The sequence below is a fragment of the Rhodanobacter sp. UC4452_H20 genome (assembly GCF_052978205.1).
In genome coordinates this window covers 1,368,745-1,390,802 of record NZ_CM129662.1, presented here as the reverse complement: position 1 = coordinate 1,390,802, position 22,058 = coordinate 1,368,745, and the positions used below count along the sequence as shown (strand labels likewise).

At 68.2% G+C, this 22,058-nt stretch carries 23 protein-coding genes; 14 read left to right on the top strand and 9 right to left on the bottom strand.

What is annotated here, in order from left to right; all coding sequences use genetic code 11:
• Positions 1-232: 232 nt before the first annotated feature.
• Positions 233-2,200, top strand: coding sequence for a cytochrome c/FTR1 family iron permease (locus ACVCMC_RS06770; RefSeq protein WP_447099124.1), 1,968 nt, complete (start codon positions 233-235; stop codon positions 2,198-2,200).
• 10 nt (positions 2,201-2,210) lie between these two features.
• On the opposite strand, the gene phbB is transcribed toward ACVCMC_RS06770, so the two are convergent.
• The 7 genes from phbB to ACVCMC_RS06735 all read right to left on the bottom strand — a co-directional run bounded on the left by phbB (position 2,211) and on the right by ACVCMC_RS06735 (position 9,291).
• Entirely contained in the window at positions 2,211-2,972 is a 762-nt protein-coding gene (gene phbB, locus ACVCMC_RS06765) for an acetoacetyl-CoA reductase (RefSeq protein WP_447099123.1), read from the bottom strand.
• 112 nt (positions 2,973-3,084) lie between these two features.
• On the bottom strand, positions 3,085-3,585 hold the full coding sequence (phaR, locus tag ACVCMC_RS06760) for a polyhydroxyalkanoate synthesis repressor PhaR (protein ID WP_395117937.1): 501 nt from the start codon (positions 3,583-3,585) through the stop codon (positions 3,085-3,087).
• Positions 3,586-3,674: 89 nt separating this feature from the next.
• The gene (locus tag ACVCMC_RS06755) at positions 3,675-5,228 is read right to left on the bottom strand and encodes a DHA2 family efflux MFS transporter permease subunit (protein ID WP_447099122.1); all 1,554 of its coding nucleotides are present in this window, start codon (positions 5,226-5,228) and stop codon (positions 3,675-3,677) included.
• Positions 5,229-5,237: 9 nt separating this feature from the next.
• The gene (locus tag ACVCMC_RS06750; protein ID WP_447099121.1) at positions 5,238-6,440 is read right to left on the bottom strand and encodes an HlyD family secretion protein; all 1,203 of its coding nucleotides are present in this window, start codon (positions 6,438-6,440) and stop codon (positions 5,238-5,240) included.
• On the bottom strand, positions 6,437-7,909 hold the full coding sequence (locus tag ACVCMC_RS06745; RefSeq protein WP_447099120.1) for an efflux transporter outer membrane subunit: 1,473 nt from the start codon (positions 7,907-7,909) through the stop codon (positions 6,437-6,439). The genes ACVCMC_RS06750 and ACVCMC_RS06745 overlap by 4 nt, the downstream gene beginning before the upstream one ends.
• A gap of 11 nt (positions 7,910-7,920) precedes the next feature.
• A complete protein-coding gene (locus ACVCMC_RS06740; protein WP_447099119.1) occupies positions 7,921-8,445 on the bottom strand; it encodes a MarR family winged helix-turn-helix transcriptional regulator in 525 nt (174 codons plus the stop codon).
• A 69-nt stretch (positions 8,446-8,514) separates the two neighbouring features.
• A complete protein-coding gene (locus ACVCMC_RS06735) occupies positions 8,515-9,291 on the bottom strand; it encodes a TatD family hydrolase (protein ID WP_447099118.1) in 777 nt (258 codons plus the stop codon).
• Between the two features lie 172 nt (positions 9,292-9,463).
• On the opposite strand from ACVCMC_RS06735, the gene ACVCMC_RS06730 reads away from it, so the two are divergent.
• Both ACVCMC_RS06730 and ACVCMC_RS06725 read left to right on the top strand, forming a co-directional pair.
• Positions 9,464-10,042, top strand: a complete 579-nt coding sequence (locus ACVCMC_RS06730) for a glycine zipper 2TM domain-containing protein (RefSeq protein ID WP_395117948.1) — start codon at positions 9,464-9,466, stop codon at positions 10,040-10,042.
• Positions 10,043-10,068: 26 nt separating this feature from the next.
• Positions 10,069-10,557: an outer membrane lipoprotein gene (locus tag ACVCMC_RS06725; protein WP_395117950.1), complete on the top strand. Its 489-nt coding sequence runs from the start codon at positions 10,069-10,071 to the stop codon at positions 10,555-10,557.
• Between the two features lie 84 nt (positions 10,558-10,641).
• Here the strand turns inward: ACVCMC_RS06725 and ACVCMC_RS06720 are convergent, their stop codons facing one another.
• Positions 10,642-11,076: a cell wall hydrolase gene (locus ACVCMC_RS06720; RefSeq protein ID WP_395117952.1), complete on the bottom strand. Its 435-nt coding sequence runs from the start codon at positions 11,074-11,076 to the stop codon at positions 10,642-10,644.
• A gap of 475 nt (positions 11,077-11,551) precedes the next feature.
• Positions 11,552-12,355, bottom strand: a complete 804-nt coding sequence (ygfZ, locus tag ACVCMC_RS06715; RefSeq protein WP_447099117.1) for a CAF17-like 4Fe-4S cluster assembly/insertion protein YgfZ — start codon at positions 12,353-12,355, stop codon at positions 11,552-11,554.
• Between the two features lie 131 nt (positions 12,356-12,486).
• On the opposite strand from ygfZ, the gene ACVCMC_RS06710 reads away from it, so the two are divergent.
• The 11 genes from ACVCMC_RS06710 to ACVCMC_RS06660 all read left to right on the top strand — a co-directional run bounded on the left by ACVCMC_RS06710 (position 12,487) and on the right by ACVCMC_RS06660 (position 22,053).
• A complete protein-coding gene (locus tag ACVCMC_RS06710) occupies positions 12,487-12,654 on the top strand; it encodes a DUF1674 domain-containing protein (protein ID WP_395117956.1) in 168 nt (55 codons plus the stop codon).
• A gap of 79 nt (positions 12,655-12,733) precedes the next feature.
• Complete coding sequence (gene sdhC / locus ACVCMC_RS06705; protein ID WP_395117958.1) at positions 12,734-13,129, top strand: succinate dehydrogenase, cytochrome b556 subunit; 396 nt, start codon at positions 12,734-12,736, stop codon at positions 13,127-13,129.
• Positions 13,126-13,539 carry a succinate dehydrogenase, hydrophobic membrane anchor protein gene (gene sdhD, locus ACVCMC_RS06700; protein WP_395117960.1) on the top strand — a complete coding sequence of 138 codons (414 nt, stop codon included), beginning with the start codon at positions 13,126-13,128 and terminating at the stop codon, positions 13,537-13,539. The genes sdhC and sdhD overlap by 4 nt, the downstream gene beginning before the upstream one ends.
• Positions 13,540-13,564: 25 nt before the next feature.
• Positions 13,565-15,352, top strand: coding sequence for a succinate dehydrogenase flavoprotein subunit (gene sdhA / locus ACVCMC_RS06695; RefSeq protein ID WP_395117962.1), 1,788 nt, complete (start codon positions 13,565-13,567; stop codon positions 15,350-15,352).
• Positions 15,353-15,405: 53 nt separating this feature from the next.
• Complete coding sequence (locus ACVCMC_RS06690) at positions 15,406-16,188, top strand: succinate dehydrogenase iron-sulfur subunit (protein WP_395117964.1); 783 nt, start codon at positions 15,406-15,408, stop codon at positions 16,186-16,188.
• Between the two features lie 63 nt (positions 16,189-16,251).
• Positions 16,252-16,434 (top strand): FAD assembly factor SdhE, encoded by a 183-nt coding sequence (locus ACVCMC_RS06685; RefSeq protein ID WP_395121375.1) that lies wholly within the window; start codon positions 16,252-16,254, stop codon positions 16,432-16,434.
• On the top strand, positions 16,406-16,843 hold the full coding sequence (locus ACVCMC_RS06680) for a protein YgfX (RefSeq protein ID WP_447099116.1): 438 nt from the start codon (positions 16,406-16,408) through the stop codon (positions 16,841-16,843). Before ACVCMC_RS06685 ends, ACVCMC_RS06680 begins: the two co-directional genes overlap by 29 nt.
• Positions 16,844-16,936: 93 nt before the next feature.
• Entirely contained in the window at positions 16,937-18,178 is a 1,242-nt protein-coding gene (locus tag ACVCMC_RS06675) for a lipoprotein-releasing ABC transporter permease subunit (RefSeq protein WP_395117968.1), read from the top strand.
• Between the two features lie 7 nt (positions 18,179-18,185).
• Positions 18,186-18,884 carry a lipoprotein-releasing ABC transporter ATP-binding protein LolD gene (gene lolD / locus ACVCMC_RS06670; RefSeq protein ID WP_395117970.1) on the top strand — a complete coding sequence of 233 codons (699 nt, stop codon included), beginning with the start codon at positions 18,186-18,188 and terminating at the stop codon, positions 18,882-18,884.
• Positions 18,885-18,993: 109 nt separating this feature from the next.
• Positions 18,994-21,294, top strand: coding sequence for a DNA internalization-related competence protein ComEC/Rec2 (locus ACVCMC_RS06665; RefSeq protein ID WP_447099115.1), 2,301 nt, complete (start codon positions 18,994-18,996; stop codon positions 21,292-21,294).
• A gap of 114 nt (positions 21,295-21,408) precedes the next feature.
• Positions 21,409-22,053 (top strand): MotA/TolQ/ExbB proton channel family protein, encoded by a 645-nt coding sequence (locus tag ACVCMC_RS06660; protein WP_447099465.1) that lies wholly within the window; start codon positions 21,409-21,411, stop codon positions 22,051-22,053.
• Positions 22,054-22,058 lie beyond the last annotated feature (5 nt).

The window sequence follows — 22,058 nt, the reverse complement described above, 5'->3', positions numbered from 1 at the left end:
CAGGAAACTACGACTTCTTGCCATTTCCGGTCAATGACCGGGTTCCAGGGCCGCACGGACGCGGCGTCGCGACGCAGGAAGTTTCGGCCGGGTCAGCGCGGCCGCCGAGGTGCAAGGGATACGGCATCTGCGTGAATCATTCTCATTTGCAGTTGATGCGCTCATTCGCGACAATGGCGCCTTCCGTTTTTCCGTCGCCCCTGGCCGGGCGCTGCCTGGAATCCGCTTCGCCATGCATACGCATTGTCGTCGTCCACCTTCGTTCTGCCTTGCCTGGTTGCTGGGCCTGGGCATGCTCGTCGTCGCGGCCACGGCGACGGCAGCCGCACCCGCGCCTGCCGCGGACAAGGCGCAGACGATCGTGCACATGCTCGATTACATCAGCGTGGACTACCCCCAGTTCGTGCGCGACGGCAAGGTGCTCGACCAGAGCGAGTACGCCGAGCAGCTCGAATTCGCCACGCAGTCGCTGGCGTTGCTGCAGCAGTTGCCGGCACAGACGGGGCAGGCGGAACTGGTGGGCAAGGCGCAGGCCCTGCGCGCGGCGATCGCGACGAAGACCGATGGCAAGGCGGTGGCCGCGGCGGCCAATGCGTTGCGTTGGGACATCATCCGCGTCTGGCAGCTGAGCGTGGCGCCGCGGCAGGCGCCGGACCTTGCCGCGGGTGCGCGCCTGTATGCCGCCGATTGCGCCGCCTGCCACGGCGTCAGCGGCCATGGCGACGGCGTGCTGGCAGCCGGGCTCGATCCGGTGCCCAGCAATTTCCACGATGCGGCAAGGATGGATGCGCGCAGCATCTACGGGCTGTACAACACCATCACGCTGGGCGTGGCCGGCACGCCGATGCGGCCGTTCCCGGAACTGTCCGAGGCCGAGCGCTGGTCACTCGCGTTCTACGTCGCCGGCCTGCGCGCCACGCCCGCGCAGTTGCAGGCCGGGGCCACGGCTTGGCAGCAAGGCATCGGCAAGGCGCAGTTCAAGGACTTCGGCGACCTGGTGACGCGGGCGCCGAATGACGTGGCGCAGCGCGAAGGCGCGCAACTGGTGGCAGTGCAGGCTTACCTGGCCGCCCATCCGGCGTCGATCCAGGCCGCGGCACCCACGCCGATGGCAACCACCCGCGACAAGCTCGACGCCAGCCTCGACGCCTATCGCCGCGGCGATCGCGACATGGCGCGGCAACTGGCCATCGGTGCCTACCTGGAAGGTTTCGAACTGGTCGAGGCCAGCCTGGACAACGTCGACGCCCCGCTGCGACGCGAGGTGGAGACCCGGATGATGGCCTTGCGCACGACCATCGCCCAGGGGCCGCCGGTGGCTGAGGTCGCCGCGCAGGTCAAGCGCATCGACGGCCTGCTCGACCGTGCCGAACAGGAGCTTGCGGCGGGCGAGCTGTCGCCGCTGACGGCCTTCCTCAGCGCGCTGCTGATCCTGCTGCGCGAGGGTCTGGAGGCCATCCTGGTGCTGGCGGCGATCATCGCGTTCGTGCACAAGACCGGGCGCCGCGATGCGATGCCGTACATCCACTTCGGCTGGATGGCGGCGGTGCTGCTGGGCACGGCGACGTGGGTGGTATCGAGCTATCTGCTGGCGATCTCCGGCGCCAATCGCGAGGTCACCGAGGGCGTCACCGCGCTGATCGCCGCGGCGATGCTGCTGTACGTCGGCTACTGGCTGCACAGCAAATCGTACGCGCAGGCATGGAGCGCGTTCATCCGCACGCGGGTGAATGCCGCGCTGGGCAAGGGCACCTTGTGGGCGATGGCCGGCGTGGCGTTCCTGGCCGTGTACCGCGAGCTGTTCGAGATCGTGCTGTTCTACCAGACCCTGTGGGTGCAGGTGGGCAGCGAGGGGCAGCACTACGTGATCGCCGGCATGCTCACGGCGGCGCTGCTGCTGGCGCTGGTGGCCTGGGCGATCCTGAAGTACAGCGTGCGCCTGCCGATCGGGCCGTTCTTCACCGCGACCTCGGCCTTGCTGGCGCTGCTGGCGGTGGTGTTTGCCGGCAACGGCATTGCCGCGCTGCAGGAGGCTGGCGTGGTCGGCGCCGACGCCGTGTCGTTCGTCTCGATCCCGTTGCTGGGCATTCACCCGACGCTGCAGGGCCTGCTGGCCCAGGCGTTGGCGCTGGCGCTGACTGCCGGTGGGGTGTGGCTGGCGCGGCGGCAGGCACTTGCTGCCGCCCGCAACGCGGGGTGAGCCGGGACGCTCAGAAGCTCATGAAGTAACCGCCGTTCACCGGCAGGTTGGCGCCGGTGATGTAGCCGGCGTCGTCGGCGGCGAGGAAAGCCACGGCGCGGGCGATGTCCGCCGGCGAGCCGAGCCGGCCGACCGGAATGCCGGCGATGATCTGGGCGCGGATGTCGTCGGGCACGGCCGCCACCATCGGCGTGTCGCAGTAGCCGGGCGAGACGGTGTTGACGGTGATGCCCTTGCGCGCGGTCTCGCGCGCCAGCGCCATGCTGAAGCCATGCACGCCGGCCTTGGCTGCCGAGTAGTTGGTCTGGCCGAACTGGCCGGTCTGTCCGTTGACCGAGCTGATGTTGACGATGCGACCGAAGCCGCGCGCGCTCATGCCGTCGACCACGTGGCGGCAGATGTTGAACACGCCGTCCAGATTCACCTGCATCAGCTCGTGCCATTGCTGCGGGCTCATCTTGCGCAGGCTGGCGTCGCGGGTGATGCCGGCGGCGTTGACCACGATGTCGACGCTGCCGTGGCGGTTTTCGACCTGCGCGAGCGCCTGCCGGCAACTTTCGAAATCGCTGACGTCGAGCGGTGCGAAGTCGACCGCGCCACCGAATTCGGAGAGTTCGTGGTGGAAGGCGGCGACCCGTTCGGTGCGCGCAGCCAGATCGAGCGCCACCACCTGGCGCCCGGCGCGGGCAAGGTGGCGGCAGATTTCGGTGCCCAATCCGCCGATGCCGCCGGTGACGATGGCAACGCGTCGTGGAGTGTCGGTCTGATTCATCGGGATCGCTTCGCTGGCCGGCTCACGCTGCGTGGCAGCACATGTTGTGCTGCAGCGTCCGGGAAAGGTTGGGGCGCCGGCGACGGAGCGGGGCCGTCGCGGCGCGCGGGATTCAGCCGGGCTTCTTGCCGCTGCGCGTGCCGGCCGGCGGCGGGGTCGGCATCACCTTGGCGGCGGTGTCCATCAGCCCGCGCTGCATTGCCTGGAACGCCGCCATGTTGCGCTCGGTCAGGTCGTTCAGCGTGTTCCAGGGGGTTTGCCCCATGAGGTTGTTGAGCTGGCTGCGGAACTGGGTCTGCTGGTCGAGGAACACCTGCAGGCTGCGCTCCAGATAGGGGCCCATGAAGCCCTGCAGCGAGTCGCCGTAGAAGCGGATGATCTGGCTGAGCAACTGCGGCGACAGCATCGGCTGCCCCTTGTCCTCGTGCTCGGAGATGATCTGCAGCAGCACCGAACGGGTCAGATCCTCGCCGCTCTTGGCGTCGCGGACCTCGAAATCCTCGTTGTCCAGCACCAGCTGGCGGACTTCCTCCAGCGTGATGTAGCTGGAGATCTCGGTGTCGTAGAGACGCCGGTTCGGGTACTTCTTGATGATGCGTTTGTTTTGTGCCATGCGCCACAAGCTAGCAGAAGATATTGCGGCGCACCAGTCGGCGCCGCCGTTTCATGCTGCGGCATCCGGGCGCAGCAAATCCGCCTGTTTCAGTGCCCCGGGGCACCGCCGGCATTGCCGAACGGCGGGCGCGCCAGCCACAGCAGCGGGATCATGGCGAGGAACAGCACGGCGCAAACGAGGTAGACGTCATTGACCGACAAGGTCAGCGCCTCGCGGGTGATCAACTGGTCGACCACATCCAGCCCCTGCCGCATGGAAAAGCCGCCGTGCTCCAGGCGCTGCAGGAAACTGGTCGCGGCGGGCGCCGCCGGCGTGATGTGTTCGGTCAGCACGGCGTGGTGGTATTCGCCGCGATGCTGCCACAGCGTCACCGTGGCCGCGGTCGAGACGCTCGACGCCAGCGTGCGGCAGAAGTTGGCCAGGCCCGAGGCGCTGGCGACCTGGTCCGGGTTCAGGCCGGACAGGTACATCTGGTTGAGCGGGATGAAGAAGCAGGCGATGCCGATGCCCATCACGAAGCGCGGCAGCACCAGGGTGCCGAACGAGGCGGAGCTGTCGAAGCTGGCGAACCAGAACGAGGTCACCGCGAACACGATGAAGGCGAACGTCACCACCGCGCGCAGCTCCAGCCGCTGGATGTTGGCGCCGATCACCGGTGCCATCAGGAACGCCAGCACGCCCACCGGCGCGCTGGCCAGGCCGGCCCAGGTGGCGGTGTAGCCGAGGTCGATCTGCAGCCACAGCGGAAACACCACATTGATGCCGAAGAACGCCATCATGCCCAGCGACAGCGCCACCACGGCCACGGTGAAGTTGCGCCGCTTGAACAGCGCCAGTTCGACCACCGGATGTCTGGCGTGCAGCTCCCACACGATCAGGAAGGTGAGGCAGACCAGCGCGATGATGCCCAGGGTCAGGATCATCGGCGAGGCGAACCAGTCGTGGTCGTTGCCGTTGTCCAGCATGAACTGCAGCGCGCCCACGCCGACCACCAGCAGCACCAGCCCGATCACGTCGATCGGCATCTTGAAGGTTTTCGTCTCGCGTTTGTGCAGCAGCGCCCAGGTAATCAACGCGGCCAGCGCACCCACCGGCACGTTGATGTAGAAGATCCACGGCCACGAGAAATTGTCGGTCAGCCAGCCGCCGAGGATCGGGCCGAAGATCGGCGCCACCACTACCGTCATTGCCCACAGCGCCAGCGCCATGCCCTGTTTCGCCTTCGGGTAGCTCGACAGCAGCAGGGCCAGCGACAGCGCCACCATCGGGCCGGAGCCCGCGCCCTGCAGCAGGCGGCAGATCACCAGCATCGGCATGCTGGTAGCCATGCCGCAGAGCATCGAGAACAGCACGAACAGCGTCACCGAGCTGATGAAGGTGCGCACCTCGCCGAAGCGTCGCGCCAGCCAGCCGGTCAGCGGCTGCATGATCGCGCTGGCCAGCGCGTAGGAGCTGATCGTCCAGGTGCCCTCGCTGGGACTCACGCCGAGGCTGCCGGCGATGTGCGGCACCGAGACGTTGACGATGGTCATGTCCAGCACTTCCATGAAGGTGCTGAAGGCGACCGCGATGGTCAGCAGGACCAGGGCGCCGCCTTGCAGCGGCTTCAGGGACGTGGTGTCGTCGGGCGTGGCGGCCATCGGCTCGACTCAGCGGGCGTCGCGCGGCAGGTTGGCGCGGATGACCTGCTCGGCCTCGGCGTCGGCCTTGGCGGCCATCTGGGTATAGACGTCGGTCTGCGCCACCGGCTGCTGCGCCGGGGTGGCGGCCAGCACGCTGCCCTTGTCGTCGGTGATGTCGATGGTGACCTCGCTGGACAGGCCCACCCGCAGCGGATGCTTGTCCAGCTCGGCGTTGTCCAGCGAGATGCGCACCGGCACGCGCTGCACCACCTTGATCCAGTTGCCGGTGGCGTTCTGCGCCGGCAGCAGCGAGAACACGCTGCCGGTGCCGGCGCCCAGGCCGATCACCTTGCCGTGGAACACCGCATCGTCGCCGTAGAGATCGGAGACGACCGTCGCCGGCTGGCCGATGCGGATGTGGCGCAACTGGCTTTCCTTGAAGTTGGCCTCCACCCACAGATCGTGCAGTGGCACCACCGTCATCAATTGCTGCCCGGGCTGCACGCTGTTGCCCAACTGCACGCTGCGCTGCGCCACGTAGCCGGAGACCGGTGCGTAGATCGCGTTGCGCTGGGCGGCGATCCACGCGGCGCTGAAATTCGCGCGGGCCTGCATGACGCCCGGGTTGCGCGCCACGTCGGTGCCTTCGATTGCCGCATGCGCCGCGGCTGCCTGGGCCTGCGCGCCGGCCAGCGCGGCGCGCGCCTGCGCCACGCCGTCGCGCAGGTGCTGCACGATTTCCGGCGATTCGGCGTGCGCCGCCAGCAGCGGCAGGTGGCGTTTGAGGTCGGCGTCGGCCTTCTGCAGCGCGAGCCTGGCTGCGTCGACCTGGGCGTCGGCACTGCTGGCCGAACTGGTTTGCTGGCGCACGCCGCGCACGGCCTGGGCCAGTGCGCTGCGTGCCTGTTCCAGGCGCACCTTGGCGTCGGTGGGGTCCAGCCGTACCAGCACCTTGCCGGCTTCGACGCGCTGGGTGTCGTCGGCGAGGATCGCCACCACCGTGCCGGGCACCTGGGCCGAAATGGCCACCTGGTTGCCGCCGACGTAGGCGTTGTCGGTCTTGACCCGGGTGGAGAACACGAAGAACCACAGCGCGAACCAGGCGAGCCCGGCGAGGATGAACGCGGCGGCCACGATCAGCAGCGCGCGCCGACGCTTGGCCGCGTCCTTCGCGGCCATGCCGCTGTCGTTGGCGTCGACAGACGACCGGTCGGTTTCAGTGGTGCTCATGGGCGGGCTCCAGCGGTAACGGAAGAGGTGGCATCGGCGTTGCGGTCGGCGGCGGAGGCGTCGCGATAGCCGCCACCCAGCGCCTTGACCAGCGCGAGGTCGGTCGCCACGGCTTGCGCCTGCAACTGCACGGCCGCGTCGCGCTGCTGCAGCCATTGCGCCTTGGCCACCAGGCTCTCGCGGGCGTCGCGCACGCCCTGGGCGGCGCGCGCCTGCGCGTTGGCCAGCAGTTGCCGCTGCGCATCCACGCGGGTGCGCTGGACCACGCGCCGCGCGGCGATCTGTTGTGCGCCGAGCGCCTGCGTGGCGACTTCACGGGCGGCACCCAGCACCGTGCTGTCGTACTGCGCGATTGCCGCGTCGAGCTGGGCCTTGCTCACACCGTAGTTCGCCTTCAGCGCGCCGCCATTGAAGATCGGCAAGTGCAGCGCCGGGGCCAGCGAGAACGTGCGGCTGCCGGCGGTGAACAGCTTGCCCAGGTCGATGCTCGACAACCCGGCCATCGCGCTGATGCTGAAATCCGGGAAGAACTCGGCGCGGGCGGCGTCGGTCTGGCGCAGCGCGGCTTCGACCTGCCAGCGGCTGGCGGCGATGTCCGGGCGGCGCGAGATCAGGTCCAGCGCGGCGTTGGCGGGAATGCCTTCGTCGACGCGCGGCAGCGGTCGCGGCTGCAGCTCGGGCAGCTGTTCCGGTGCCACGCCGAGCAGCGAGGCGAGCGACACGCGGCGGATCTTCGCCGAGCCTTCCAGCGCCACGCGCATTTCCTGCACGGCGGCCAGTTGCGCGCGCGCCTTCTGCGCTTCGTCCGGCAAGTCCACGCCCTGCTTGACGCGCAGATCGGCGATGCGGCTGAACTGCTGCTGCGTGGCGAGCGCTTGATCGGCCAACTGCAGGCGCGCCTGGTCGGCCTGCCAGCCGAAGTAGGTATCGGCCACGGCGTATTGCAGTGCCAGCGCCGCAGCGCTGCGCTGCGCTTCGGCCGCGTGCGCCTGGTCGAGCGCTGCTTCCAGCGTGGCGCGCTGCTTGCCCCACCAGTCGAAGTCGTATTTGAGCTGCGCACCGAGGTCGGCCTGGTTGTACCAGCTGAAGCCGAGGAACTGGCTCGGGATCAGCCCGTGGTCGCTCAGCCGTTGCCGCGCCACCTGCGCGCTGCCGTTCACCGACAGCCCGAGCTGCGCCGCTGCCAGCCTCGCCGACTGCTCCGCCTGGGCCACCCGGCTCTGCGCCATCGCGAGGTCCGGCGACTGGCGGGTGGCGCTATCCATCAGGTTGTCCAGCTGCGGATCGTGGTATTGCCGCCACCACTGCGCCGCGGGCCAGCCGGCGCGCTCGGGCGCCTGCAGCCCGGCCAGCGGCACGTCGCCGCGCAGGTCCGGTGCCAGCAGCCTGGCCGGTGCAGCGCAGGCGGCCAGGGTCAGGGCAATCAGGGCGGCGAGCATCGCGCGTCCGCCCGGCAAGGCGTGCTTCATGCGGGAATCCTTCATGGCAGGCGCTGTTCGCCCAACTGGTCGAGATTGGCGGCGAGCTTGCGCAGCAGCCGGTCGAACTGACGCATGTCGCCGGCGCTGAAGCCGCCGAACATGGCGCCCACCTGCGGGAACATCGGCGGCAGCATCTTCTGCACGAAGCGCCGGCCGGCAGGGGTGATGCGGATCAGTACGCGGCGGCGATCCTCCTTGCTGCTGCCGCGGGTGATCAGGGCGCGCTTGACCAGCGCATTGGCGATGCGCGTCATGTTGGTGGCGCCCTGGGTGGTGAACTCGCACAGCTCGCCCGGCGTGGAACTGCCGTCCGGCCGGCTGTACAGGATCATCAGGGTCAGGAACTCGCTGTGGTTGAGCTTGTTCGGCTTGAGCTTCGCCTCCAGCTCGCGGTCGATGGTGGCGCCGAGCATCAGCATGAGCCGGCACATCCGCGCTTCCGCCACGGGCATCTGCGGGACGAGCTGGCCGACCCGGTCGATGCCTTCGTCCATCATCGCGATGCAGTTTGCGAGAGTCGCCATTTCACTGATTTATAATTCACCAGTGAAGTAAATTAGCAGGCGCCGATGGCCCGGGGCAAGTGACAATTGTCACGGGTTCCGGTCGAGGCCGAACAGGCGGCGGGCATTGGCGGAGGTGGCTTGCGCCACGTGCTGCTCGCTCTCGCCGCGCAGCTCGGCCACGCAGCGCAGGATCTCGACCAGTCGCGCCGGTTCGTTGCGTTGGCCGCGGTGGCCGGCGTCGGGCTGGTCCGGCGCGTCGCTTTCCAGCAGCAGGAACTGGATCGGCATGGCGGCAACGATGCGCCGCAGGCGCTGCGCGCGTTCGTAGGTCACCGGGCCACCGATGCCCAGGTGGAAGCCGATGTCCCACAGCTTTGCTGCCTGTTGTTCGCTGCCGGAGAAGCTGTGCACCACGCCGCGCGCGCCGGGGCAGCGGCGCAGGCTCAGGCTCACCTCTTCCAGTGCCTGGCGTGCGTGCACGATGACCGGCAGATCCAGTTCGCGCGCCAGCCGCAGCTGGATTTCGAAGAAGCGTTGCTGCAGGTCGCGATCGGGCCCCGCGCCGTGGTAGTCCAGGCCGATCTCGCCCACGGCGACCGCGGGGTGATCGCCCAGCCAGTCGCCGAGGCGCTCCAGGTGCTCGGGCCGATGGCGGTCCATGAACAGCGGATGCAGGCCATAGGCGGGATGGATGCCGGGTCGGTCGTCGCACAGGGCATGGATGCGCGGCCAGCTTTCGGCGTCGGTGGCCGGGACCACCAGTTGGCCAACGCCGGCCGCTTCGGCCCGCGCGATGACCGCGGCGCGGTCGGCCTCGAACGCCTCCAGGTCGAGATGCACGTGGCTGTCGATGAGCAGTTGCATGGGGAAGATCCGTGAATGTGGGCGCGACTGCACGGCAAGTGCGTGAAAACCATGTCATAACTTCGAGCTAGCTGCGATTCAGTCTGGCATCGGTTCAATTGACTGCGCAGGTTGTTACGTCCGCTGCACATCCCGGGCGGTAGGCTGCGCTCAAACAGAGGAGTAGGAAGTGATGAACACGTTGATGGTCAATGTACTCAAGGCGGCGATCGCCGCGGCGCTGGTGACGGGAGTGTCTGCCTGCAACCGCAGTGCGGACGCCGGCTCGACCGGTGCGGACGGCATGGCCGCGAGCGCCGATGCCGGAGTGAAGTACGGCAAGGTCGTCTCCGTCGACCCGGTGCGCACGACGGTGAACAACCCCAAGCAGGTCTGCCATGACGAGACCGTCACGCACACCGCACCGCCGAAGGACCAGCATCGCATCGCTGGCACGGCGATCGGCGCAGTGGTCGGCGGCCTGGTCGGCAACCAGGTCGGCGGCGGCAAGGGCAAGACACTGGCCACCGTGGCCGGCGCGGTCGGCGGCGGCTACGCCGGCAACCGGATCGAGGCGGCGCACCAGAAGGGGCAGGTCACCACCAGCGTCGAACGCCGCTGCGACACGGTCAACAACACCAGCAGCAAGATCGTCGGCTACGACGTCCGCTACGTCTACGACGGCGTCACCCGTACGGTCCGCATGGATCACGACCCCGGTGATCGCGTTGAGGTGAAGGAAGGCGTGACCGTGGTATCCGACGCTCATTGAGCTCATTCATCCCACAGGAGCACCTGATGACTGCACGCATTGCAAAACTTGCACTGGCCGCATCGATGACGACGGGCCTCGCCCTCGCCGGTTGCGCGACCCAGCCTTACGGCAACAGCAACAACGGCTACTACGGAGGCCAGTCGTCGGCTTACGGCAACCAGCCGGTTCGCTGCAACACCTGCGGCGTGGTGCAGGAGGTTCAGCAGGTGTATCTGGAGAACAGCGGCAACGGTGGCACGCTGGGTGCGATCATCGGCGCGGTGGCCGGCGGCGTGCTCGGCAACCAGGTCGGCAAGGGCGATGGCCGCAAGGCCGCGACCGTGGCCGGCGCGGTGGCCGGCGGCGTGGTCGGCAACCAGGTCGGCAAGCGCAGCGGTGGCGACAAGGTGGCCTGGCGCATCGTTGTCCGTCTGGACGACGGACGCTACGCCACCGTGACCCAGCGCGAGAACCCCGGCCTGCGCCAGGGCGACTACGTCGAGGTGCGCGGCGATCACGTCTACCCGCGCTGATCGTCCTTGACATACGGACGTCTGGACGTCCAAAAGAAAAGGCCACCGGAAGGTGGCCTTTTCTGTGTCTGCGATACCTGCCGCTCAGTTCACTGCGTAGAAGGCGTGGTCGCCGATCGTCACGCTGGGGCGGTTGTGCGACCACGAGGGGGAGATCGTGGTGGTCGCGAAGTGATCGGCGTGCGGCACCAGCATGCGACGCTGCGCCAGGGGCAGCTGCCAGTTGTGGATCGAGTTTCCGGCGACGTCCCACGCCTTCACGAAGGCAGGGAGGTTGCTGATCTCGAATGATCCGGACGTGGTGGTGGTGGCGAACTGGTGCGGTGCCGTGACCACCTTGCACACGGTATCGCCGTAATGCCCGCGATCGCGCCGGCGCAGCGCCACCTCGGCCACCGCCAGCTGGCCGTCGGTAGGCTGGCTGCGTGCTTCGAGATAGACGGTCGTGGCCAGGCAGGCCTGGTCAGCTACCGGCTGGGGCATCAGTGTCGTCAGCCACAACAGCAGGGAAAGTTTCATGTTCTGCCTCCAACGTGCTGTACGCGCGAAGCCGGTCTCGGCTTCTTGCGCCGTTGCGGTGGACGGGCGGGCAGGCCGTTCCACCTGGATCTGTCGCCCGGGCCGAAACTTGTGGCCAGGGCGCTGTGCCACGGGATTGTGGCGATTCGAGCGGCTCTGCGAAGCCGGCCGGAAGGGTTGTGCCGGGAACGGTGCCGTCATGCGGGCGTCGCGTTGCTTCCGGCGGCTTTGCCTCGAAGGATGGCAAGGCCTGTTCTCATCCGGCATTGCTGCTGCCGGGTCGCGCCGATACGGATTCATCCGGTTCGTCGCGTCAATCGACACCCCGTGTACCGGGTGCCGCGATATTCGATCGGCGGAGCCTAGTGGCGGGAAGCGCCGCTGGCAAGTGCCGCGATGGGCGGATTTAACTTGCACTCACGTGTCGTTGACAAGTGCCATCGCGAAAAAATCCCCGCGTGTCCGCACGTCATGTTCATGCGGACCATGACGTCTGCAGCGTCAATGCAAGTGCACGCTGGAATGACGGCGTAGCGCCTGCGCGAAGTTGTGCGGCAATGTCGTCGTCCAGCACCAGCAGCACGTCGGACGCGCCGTCGCCGTCGACGACATCCAGCACGCAACCGACCTCGCGATCGTCGATGCGCAACGCGTCGCCGGCCTGCACCGGCTGCGACGTCGTGCCGCGGTGCAGGTGGCGCTTGTGGCCACCGCGAAAATGCAGTCGCGCCACGATTTCCTGGCCGGGATAACAGCCCTTGTCGACAGCCACCGCGTCGAGCCGCTGCAGCGACAGCGCCGCGGGCAACGACGTTCCGAGCATCGGCGCCGGCAGCCACGGCCAACCGTCGCGCAACTGCAGCGCGCGCCATGCGTCGTCCGTGGAAGCGGTCGCGGAAACGAGCAGCGCATGCGAGCCGCACCCCAGCGAAACGGCGTCGCCTTCCATCGTCATCACATGCAACGGTTGCGCGGGGCCGGTACTCAAACCGCGCGCCGGCAGCGCGGTCAGCCGGACCCGGGAGCGGAACACGAATCGCTGCAGCGCCTCCACCATCGCCGCGGCTTCGCCGCCGCGCAACAGCAACAGGTAGCGTTGTTCTTCCAGCCGCGCCAGGTGGAACAGCGCACGCACGCGACCTTTCGCATCCAGCCAGGCGCTGAATTGCCAGCGGCCCACGGCAAGGCCATCCACCTTGCTGCTGAATTGCGCGTGCGCGAATGCGCCTGCATCGGGACCTTCGAGCAACAGTGTTTCGGCGATCGGGGATGCGTGCATGGTCTGGGAAGTTTGGGGCAGTCGCGCCGTTGCGCAAGTGAGCGGCATGGCCGCCATGCGGTGCGGCGCCCGCGGGCCGATGGTTGTGCTGTCCGGGGGCAAGTATTAATCTTCAGCGGCTGACAAACACCATGTCCAATACCTCAGTCCCCATCGAAACCACGCCTGCCCCCGTCAAGCCGGAGACGACCGCCAAGCCGGCCGATCCGCCGCCCGACAAGGCAGCCTTGGAGCGTCCAGCTCCGGACCCCACGCGCTACGGCGACTGGGAAAAGAACGGGCGCTGCATCGACTTCTGAGCGGGGCGCCCGGCACGGGGCGCGGCATCAAGGGGCGAATGCAGCAGGGATATCAGCGATTCCACAGAGGATAGCCGCCATGGCAGAGAAGCAACGACCGCTTTCCCCGCATCTGCAGATCTACCGCAAGCAGGTGCAGATGATGACCTCCATCACGCATCGCGCCACCGGCATCGCCCTCGCGGTCGGCGGCTTGCTGGTGGTCTGCGGCCTGCTGCAGCTTGCCGCCGGCGAAGATAGCTTCAACCGCTTCAAGGGCATCATCGGCAGCCCGGTCGGGATGGTGCTGCTGTTCGGCTGGAGCTGGGCGCTGTTCTATCACCTCTGCAACGGCATCCGGCACCTGATCCAGGATGCCGGACTCGGTTACGAGATTCCCCAGTTCGTGCGTTCGAGCTGGCTGTCGGTTGCCGGCAGCATCGTGCTGACCGCTGCGACCTGGGCCTGGGTAATGATGGCCGGAGGTGCGGCATGAACCTGCGTGTGGGAACCGACGACGTGCGCAGCCAGCTGCGCAATCCGATGAAACTCGCCCGCGGACTGGGTTCGGCGAAATCCGGCGTGGAGCACTGGTGGGTGCAGCGGTTGACTGCGGCCGCGCTGGTGGTGCTGGGCATCTGGTTCGTGATCACCGTGCTCGGCCTGCTGCACGCGGATTATGCGGCGGCGCGCGCGACGGTGGCCAAGCCGTGGAATGCGCTGCTGCTGATCGTGTTCGTGCTGACCATGTTCTGGCATGCCGTGCTGGGCTTGCAGGTGGTGGTCGAGGATTACGTGCACACCCGCTGGAAGGAGGTCGTGCTGCTCGTGGCGATCAAGTTCCTCGCGGTGCTGGGCGCACTGGCTGGCGTGCTGGCCGTGTTGCGCGTGGCGCTGACCCCCTGAGACGAAAACGCGAGGCCGGGATTCCATGGAAAGCTACAAGGTTCAGCAGCATCTTTATGACGTGATCGTGGTCGGCGCCGGCGGCGCCGGCTTGCGCGCCACCTTCGGTCTCGCCGAGAAGGGTCTGAAGGCGGCGTGCATCACCAAGGTCTTCCCGACGCGTTCGCACACCGTGGCGGCGCAGGGCGGCATCGCCGCCGCGCTCGGCAACATGAGCGAGGACAACTGGCGCTTCCACTTCTACGACACCGTGAAGGGCGGCGACTGGCTCGGCGACCAGGACGCGATCGAGTACATGTGCAAGCACGCGCCCGAAGCGGTGATCGAGCTCGAGCATTACGGCGTGCCGTTCTCGCGCACCGAGGACGGCCGGATCTACCAGCGTCCGTTCGGCGGCATGACCACGCACTACGGCAAGGGCACGGCGCAGCGCACCTGCGCGGCCGCCGACCGCACCGGTCACGCGATCCTGCACACCCTGTACCAGCAGGCGCTTGCGCACGATGCGACCTTCTTCGTGGAGTACTTCGCGATCGACCTGGTGTTCGACGCCGAGGGCGTGTGCCGCGGCGTGCTGGCGCTGGACATGAACGAAGGCACCATGCATTTCTTCCGTGGCCACGCGGTGGTGCTGGCCACCGGCGGTTACGGTCGGGCTTACCTGAGCGCCACCTCGGCCCACACCTGTACCGGAGACGGCGGCGGCATGGTGCTGCGCGCGGGCCTGGCGCTGCAGGACATGGAGTTCGTGCAATTCCATCCCACCGGCATCTACGGTGCCGGCTGCCTGATCACCGAGGGCGTGCGCGGCGAGGGCGGCTACCTCACCAACTCCGAGGGCGAGCGCTTCATGGAGCGCTACGCGCCGCATGCGAAGGATCTCGCCTCGCGCGACGTGGTCAGTCGCGCGATGACGGTCGAGATCAACGAAGGCCGCGGCGTCGGCGAGCACAAGGACCACATCTTCCTCAACCTGATGCATCTCGGCCCCGAGGTGATCCACGAGCGGCTGCCCGGCATCGCCGAGTCGGCGCGCATCTTCGCCGGCGTCGATGTCAGTAAGCAGCCGATCCCGGTGTTGCCGACCGTCCACTACAACATGGGCGGCATCCCCACCAACTACCACGGCGAAGTCGTGCAGAAGCGCGGCGACGACGTGGATGCCGTGGTGCCCGGGCTGTTCGCGATCGGCGAAGCGGCGTGCGTGTCGGTGCACGGCGGCAACCGGCTGGGCTCCAACTCGCTGCTCGACTTGGTCGTGTTCGGTCGTGCCGTGGCGCATCGTTGCGCCGAGATCATCCAGCCCGGCACGCCGCACAAGGATCTGCCCGCCACCGCGCTGGACAAGGCGCTGGAGCGCTTCGACCGCCTGCGCAACGCCAACGGCAGCACGCCCACGGCGGCGATCAGGCTGAACATGCAGCGCACGATGCAGCGCTACGGTGCGGTGTTCCGCACGGGCGAGACGCTGGACGAAGGCAGCCAGAAGATCTCCGAGGTGTTCAAGACGTTCGAGGACGTCAAGGTCAGCGATCGTTCGCTGGTCTGGAACACCGATCTGATCGAGACGCTGGAACTCGCCAATCTGCTCGAGCAGGCGGTGGCGACCATGCACTCGGCCGCGCAGCGGCCGGAGAGCCGTGGCGCACACGCCCGCGAGGATTTCCCGGAGCGCGATGACGAGCACTGGCTCAAGCACACGCTGGTGTGGGTCGACCGCGAAGGCGCCACCCGCTTCGACTATCGTCCGGTGCACCTGGACACCTTGACCGACGAGGTGGCTTCGGTCCCGTTGGCCAAGCGCGTCTACTGAGTCGTTGCGTTCGATGTCACGTCCCGTTTTCGAGAATATGGAAGGGCAATGCCATGGGTGAATTCACGCTGCCACGGAACTCCAAGATCCAGCCCGGCAAGCATTACCCGGCCAAGGATGCGAAGAAGCCGCGCACCTTCCGCATCTATCGCTGGTCACCGGACGACGACAAGAATCCGCGCATCGATACCTACGAGATCGACCTGGCCGCATGCGGTCCGATGGTTCTCGACGCCCTGCTGAAGATCAAGAACGAGATCGACCCGACGCTATCGTTGCGCCGTTCCTGTCGCGAGGGCATCTGCGGCTCGTGCGCGATGAACATCGACGGCACCAACACGCTGGCGTGCATCTGCGCGATCGACAGCGTCGCCAGCGGCGACGTGAAGATCTACCCGCTGCCGCACATGCCCGTGGTCAAGGACATCATCCCGGACCTCACCCATTTCTACGCGCAGTACGCCTCGATCAAGCCGTGGATTCGCACGCAAAGCCCGGCGCCGGGCAAGGAGCGCCTGCAGTCGCCGGAAGATCGCAAGAAGCTCGATGGCCTGTACGAGTGCATCCTGTGCGCCTGTTGCTCCACCAGCTGCCCCAGCTACTGGTGGAATGGCGACAAGTACCTCGGTCCGGCAATCCTGCTGCAGGCCTACCGCTGGATCGTCGACTCGCGCGATGAAACCACCGGCGAGCGCCTGGACGACCTGGAAGACCCGTTCAAGCTGTACCGCTGCCACACGATCATGAACTGCACCCGCACCTGCCCCAAGGGGCTGAACCCGGCCAAGGCGATCGCCGAGATCAAGAAGCTGATGGTGGAGCGGCGCAGCGCATGATGCGTCGTGGATAAGGGCCGCCTGCGCTGGCGTGCCCGCCGCGGCACGCGCGAACTGGATGCCATGCTGGGCGGCTGGCTCGACGAGCGTTTCGAGCAGGCCGACGAGGCACAGCGGCAGGCGTTCGACGAATTGCTCGACACGCAGGACCCGGAGCTGTGGGACTGGATGATGGGCCACGCCCGTCCCGACCGAGCCGACTGGCAGATCATCATCGATGACATCCGCGCCCGCCATCGGCTTTGATTATTCCCCGTCGCGGCTGCTGCCGCGCTACCTGCTGCTGGTGGCGACGCTCGCCGCGATCGGCGTGCTGGTCAGCGCCTTGCCGCCCTGGCTGCGCGCGGTGACGGTGGTTGCGCTGGCACTGGCGGCCTGGCAGGCGTGTCGCCGATTGGCGATGACTGTCGTGGCTGCCGCCGGCTGGAGCGCAGAGTCGGGCTGGACCCTGCATACCGTGGACGGCGAGGATCATCCCGCCAGCCTGGCTTCGTTCCGCGTGCTGGGCGATCTGGTGTGGCTGCGCATGCAATCGGCGCAGCACGGCATCTGCGTGCTGCTGCTGGCGCCGGACAACAGCGACGCCGACATCCGCCGTCGCCTGCGCATGCGCCTGGCGACGATGCAGCCGGGTGAGGCGCTGCCGCGCTGGTGAGGCAACTTCGTCGAATCGGCGCGGTCTTGTCGAATGACCGATAATGCCGGTCCGGGCGGCCCGCCCCGTGCCATCACCACAAGCGAATCGCCCATGTTCCGACCGCTCGAACTCTTCATCGGCCTGCGCTACACGCGCGCCAAACGTCGCAACCAGTTCATCTCCTTCATCTCCACCGTGTCGATCGTGTGCATTGCGATCAGCGTGATCGCGTTGATCACGGTGATGTCGGTGATGAACGGCTTCGACTACCAGATGCGCTCGCGCATCCTGGGCGCGGTGTCGCAGGCGACGATCACCAGCGTCGACGGCCCGATCAAGGACGTGCCGCGCGCGCTGCAGGTCGCCCAGGCCAATCCGCACGTACTGGGCGCGGCGCCGTTCGTCGAATCCGAGGCCATGCTGATCGGCCAGCGCTCGGCCGGCGTGCGGGTGCGCGGCATCGACCCGGCGCAGGAGCCGAAGGTTGTCGACATCGGCCAGCACATGATCGAAGGCTCGCTCGACGACCTGCGTTCCGGCGACTGGAACATCGTGCTGGGCCGCGATCTGGCGATGCAGCTCGGGGTGGGGGTGGGCGACCGCGTGACCATGGCGGTGCAGGAGTTGCGCGCCACGCCGATGGGCGGCATCCCGCGCATGCGCAGCTTCCACGTCACCGGCACGTTCCAGCTCGGCATGGAGCAGTTCGATTCCGGCCTGGCCCTGGTCAACATGCGCGATGCCGAGAAACTCAATGATCTCACTGGTCCGACCGGCATCCGGCTGCGCCTGGACGATCTGTTCAGCGCGCGCCCGGTGGCGCGCGAACTGGCCAGTCAGTTGGGGCAGTACTACGGCGTGCGCACCTGGATGGACGAGAACGCCAACCTGTTCCATGCGCTGTCGATGGAAAAGCTGGTGATGTTCATCATCCTGTCGCTGATCGTGCTGGTGGCGGTGATCAACCTGATCTCGATGCTGATGATGCTGGTCACCGACAAGCAGGCGGACATCGCGATCCTGCGCACGCTCGGCGCCACGCCCCGCAGCATCATGGGCACCTTCATGGTGCAGGGGTTGCTGGTGGGCTTCGTCGGCATCGGCTTCGGCGTGGGCTTCGGCGCGCTGCTGTCGTGGAAACTGCCGGGCATCGTCAAGTGGATCGAGCACACCTTCCACGTCACCTTCCTGTCGCCGGACGTCTATTACATCAGCGAGGTGCCGAGCCGGCTGGACTGGCAGGACGTGGGCTGGACCGCGCTGCTGACCTTCGTGTTCGCGCTGCTCGCCACCCTCTATCCCGCCTGGCGCGCCTCGCGCACGCAGCCGGCGCAGGCCTTGCGTTATGAGTGAGAAATCCATGTCTCCCACCCGCGAAAACGTGCTGCGCGCCAGCCATGTGGCCAAGACCTACGCCGAAGGCGGCCTGCGCACCGACGTGCTGAGCGACGTCAGTTTCACCCTGAAACGCGGCGAGACGATGGCGATCGTCGGCGCCTCCGGCTCCGGCAAGAGCACCCTGCTGCACATCATCGGCGGATTGGACACGCTGACCGCCGGCGAAGTGGAGGTGGATGGCCGCGTACTGTCGAAGCTCTCCGACGCCGAGCGCGGCCGCGTGCGCAACCGGTCGCTCGGCTTCATCTACCAGTTCCACCACCTGCTGCCCGAGTTCACCGCGCTGGAGAACGTGTGCATGCCGTTGCTGATCCGCGGCACCGCGATCGCCGAGGCGCAGCGGCAGGCGGTCGGCTTGCTGGAGCGGGTCGGCCTGGGCGCGCGCACCCACCACAAGCCATCGGAACTCTCCGGTGGCGAGCGCCAGCGCTGTGCGGTGGCGCGTGCGCTGGTGACGCGGCCGGCCTGCGTGCTCGGCGACGAGCCCACCGGCAACCTCGACGAGGCGAACGCGGCGCAGGTCTACGAGCTGATGCTGGAACTCAACCGCGAAATCGGCACCAGCTTCATCCTGGTCACGCATGACCCGCACCTGGCCGCGAAGATGGATCGCACCCTGGTGCTGCACAACGGCGTGCTGCGGGAAGGTCCGGGCGCCTGACGTCAACGGCAGGAGCGCACCCCGGCGCACGCCTACAGCACTTTCAGCATCAGCGTCGCCGCTTGCACGCTAGGCTCGACGGTCTCCAGGACGGAACGGGCGATGCGGCATGGCGCGACACGGGGCGATCACGGTGGCGCTGGCCTTGCTGGCAGGCGTGTTGCTGGTGCAGGCGTGGCCGCGCCTGCCGTCGGTGTGGATCTGCCTGCCGCTCATCGTGCTGGCGTTGGCCTGGGCGTGGCGTTGTCCGCGCTCGCGCTGGCTGTGCGCCCTGCCTCTGGGTGTCGCCTGGGCGCTGTGGTGCGGCACGCAGGCGATGCAGGCCCGGCTGCCGCGCGCGCTGGAAGGCCGCGACGTGCTCGTCGTCGGCAGTCTCGACGGATTGCCGCTGGCGCGTACCGATGCCAGCCGCTTCACCCTGCGGGTCGAAAGCGCCCAACTGGACGGCCGGCCGCTGGCCTTGCGCGGCCTGCTCACCGTGTCGTGGTACGAGGGCGCGCCGCCGCTAGCGCCGTGCACGCGTTGGCGCCTGCTGCTGCGCCTGAAGCGCCCGCGCGCGCTGCTCGACCCCGGCAGCACCGACAGCGAGCGCTCGGCGCTGGAGCGCGGCATCGTCGCCACCGGCTACGTGCGCGAGGATGAAGGCAATCGCCGCCTCCCGGGTCCGCGCTGGTGCGTGGACGGCACGCGCGCGGCGATCGCCCGCGGCATCGCCGCGCGCGTGCATGACCCGCACGATGCCGCGCTGTTGCGCGCCTTCGCGGTCGGCGACACGCGTGGCCTCGGCCAGCAGGACTGGGCGGTGGCACGGGCGAACGGCGTCTCGCACCTGATCGCGATCTCCGGCTTTCACGTCGGCGTGGCGGCGGTGTTCGGCGTGTGGCTGGCCTGGCTGGTCTACGCGTGGTGGCCGCCAGCGGCGCTGCGTCTGCCGCGGCCGCAGGCGCAGGCTGCCGCGGCGCTGCTGTTCGCCGTGGTCTACAGCGCGCTGGCCGGCTTCGGCCTGCCTACCGTGCGCACGCTGTTGATGATCGCGGTGGTGGCGCTGGCGCGTTGCAGCCGGCGCGGCAGCAGCGGGGCGCAATCGCTGGCGCTGGCGATGATCGCGATCCTGCTGGCCGATCCGTTGGCGGTGCTGGCGCCGGGGTTCTGGTTGTCCTTCGTCGGCGTGGCGTTCCTGATTCTCTGCCTGCAGGCGCAAGGCCGCGGTTGGCGTGCCTTCCTGCACGAACTCTCCGCCGGCCAGTTGCTGATGACCGTGGCGCTGCTGCCGCTGACCCTGTGGTTCTTCGGCCAGGCGTCGCTGGTCGGTGCGCTGTCCAACCTGGTCGCGGTGCCGGTGGTGAGTTTCGTGATCGTGCCGTGCGCGCTGTTCGGGATGCTGCTGTTGCTGCTGTGCCCGCCGCTGGCCGCGCCGGTGCTGTGGCTGGCCGCGCGGATCGTCCACGCGCAATGGTGGCTGTTCGAGCGCATGGCCACCTGGCCGGGGGCGCACTGGTATCTGCCGGCGGTGCAGCTCCACGCGCTGCTGCTGGCGGTGGTCGGTGCGCTGTGGATGTTCATGCCGCGCGGGGTGCCGCTGCGCTGGCTCGGGGCGGTGCTGTTCCTGCCGCTGCTGTTGCCGCCGCGCAGTACGCCGGCCGACGGAGCGTTCCGGTTGTGGGTGCTCGACGTGGGGCAGGGGCTGGCGGTGCTGGTGCGCACGCACGATCACCTGCTGGTCTATGACACCGGTGCGCGCTATCCCTCCGGTTTCGACCTCGGCGAGGCCGTGGTGTTGCCGTCCATCCATGCGCTGGGCCTGTCGCGCGTGGATATGTTGATGATCAGCCATGGCGACAATGATCACGCCGGTGGCGCGCAGACGGTTGCAGAGGCGTTTCCGCAGGCACGCCGGCTGGCCGGCGAACCCGCCCGCATGCGCGTGCCCATGCAGCAATGCGCGGCCGGACAGGCGTGGCAGTGGGATGGCGTGCGCTTCCGCGTGCTGAGCCCGGCGCCCGGCGGCGGCGACCGCGACAACGACAGCTCCTGCGTGCTGCTGGTGGAGGGACGCGGCGGGCGGGTGCTGCTGCCCGGCGACATCAGTTCGAAGGCGGAACCGGCGGTGGCCGCGGCGGTGGGGACGGGCCCGCCGCCGGTGCTGGTAGTGCCGCATCATGGCAGCAAGACTTCCTCCGGTGCGGCCTTCATCGCGGCGTTGAGGCCGTCGCTGGCGCTGGTTTCCGCCGGTTGGCGCAATCGCTTCGGGCACCCGCGTGCGGAGGTCCTGGCGCGCTATGCCGAGGCGGGCGTGCCGTTGTTCAACACCGCCGTGGAGGGGGCCGTGGAGGTGGAGTTTCCCGCCGACGGGACGCCGCGACGGCAGCCGGGCTGGCGCCGGCAGCAGCCCCGCTACTGGCGCGAGTAGCATGGTGCGACGCCGGGATTGCCACGCCTGCCGCAGTACGCGCGAACGACGCTGCTATCATGCGCGCTTCCCCGGAGCGTGGTGCGGCGAGGACTGAAGGTGCTTGATATCCTGATGGCGGGCGGCTGGGCGATGGTGCCCATCCTGATCTGTTCGGCGGTCGCCCTGGCGATCGTGCTGGAGCGTTGCTGGACGCTGCGCCGCAGCTCGGTGCTGCCGCCCGGGCTGGGCGACGAGGTACGCCAGTGGGCGCGCTCGGGCCAGCTCGATCCCGGTCATCTGGAAGCCCTTGCCAACGGCTCGCCGCTGGGCGAGCTGCTGGCAGCCGCGCTCGCGGTGCGGCGGCAGCCGCGCGAGATCATCAAGGAGCGCATCGAGGACACCGGTCGCCACGTGGTGCACCGGATGGAGCGCTATCTCAACACGCTGGGCACGATCGCCCTGATCGGCCCGCTGCTGGGCCTGTTCGGCACCGTGATCGGCCTGATCCGCATGTTCATGGAGGTGATGGGCGGCGGCATCGGCGATCCCGCGCGGATGGCCGGCGGCATCGGCGAGGCGCTGATCTGCACCGCGTCCGGCCTGACCGTGGCGATCCCCGCCTACGTGCTGCACCGCTACTTCCGCTCGCGCGTGGCCGGTTACTGCGTGCTGATGGAAAAGCAGGCCACCGCCTTGCTGGACGACCTGACCCTGGCCGCGCCGGCACCCGCGCGTACCCGTCGCGCGGCGGCACCCGTCGCGCCGAGCGCGGGCTGAGGCAC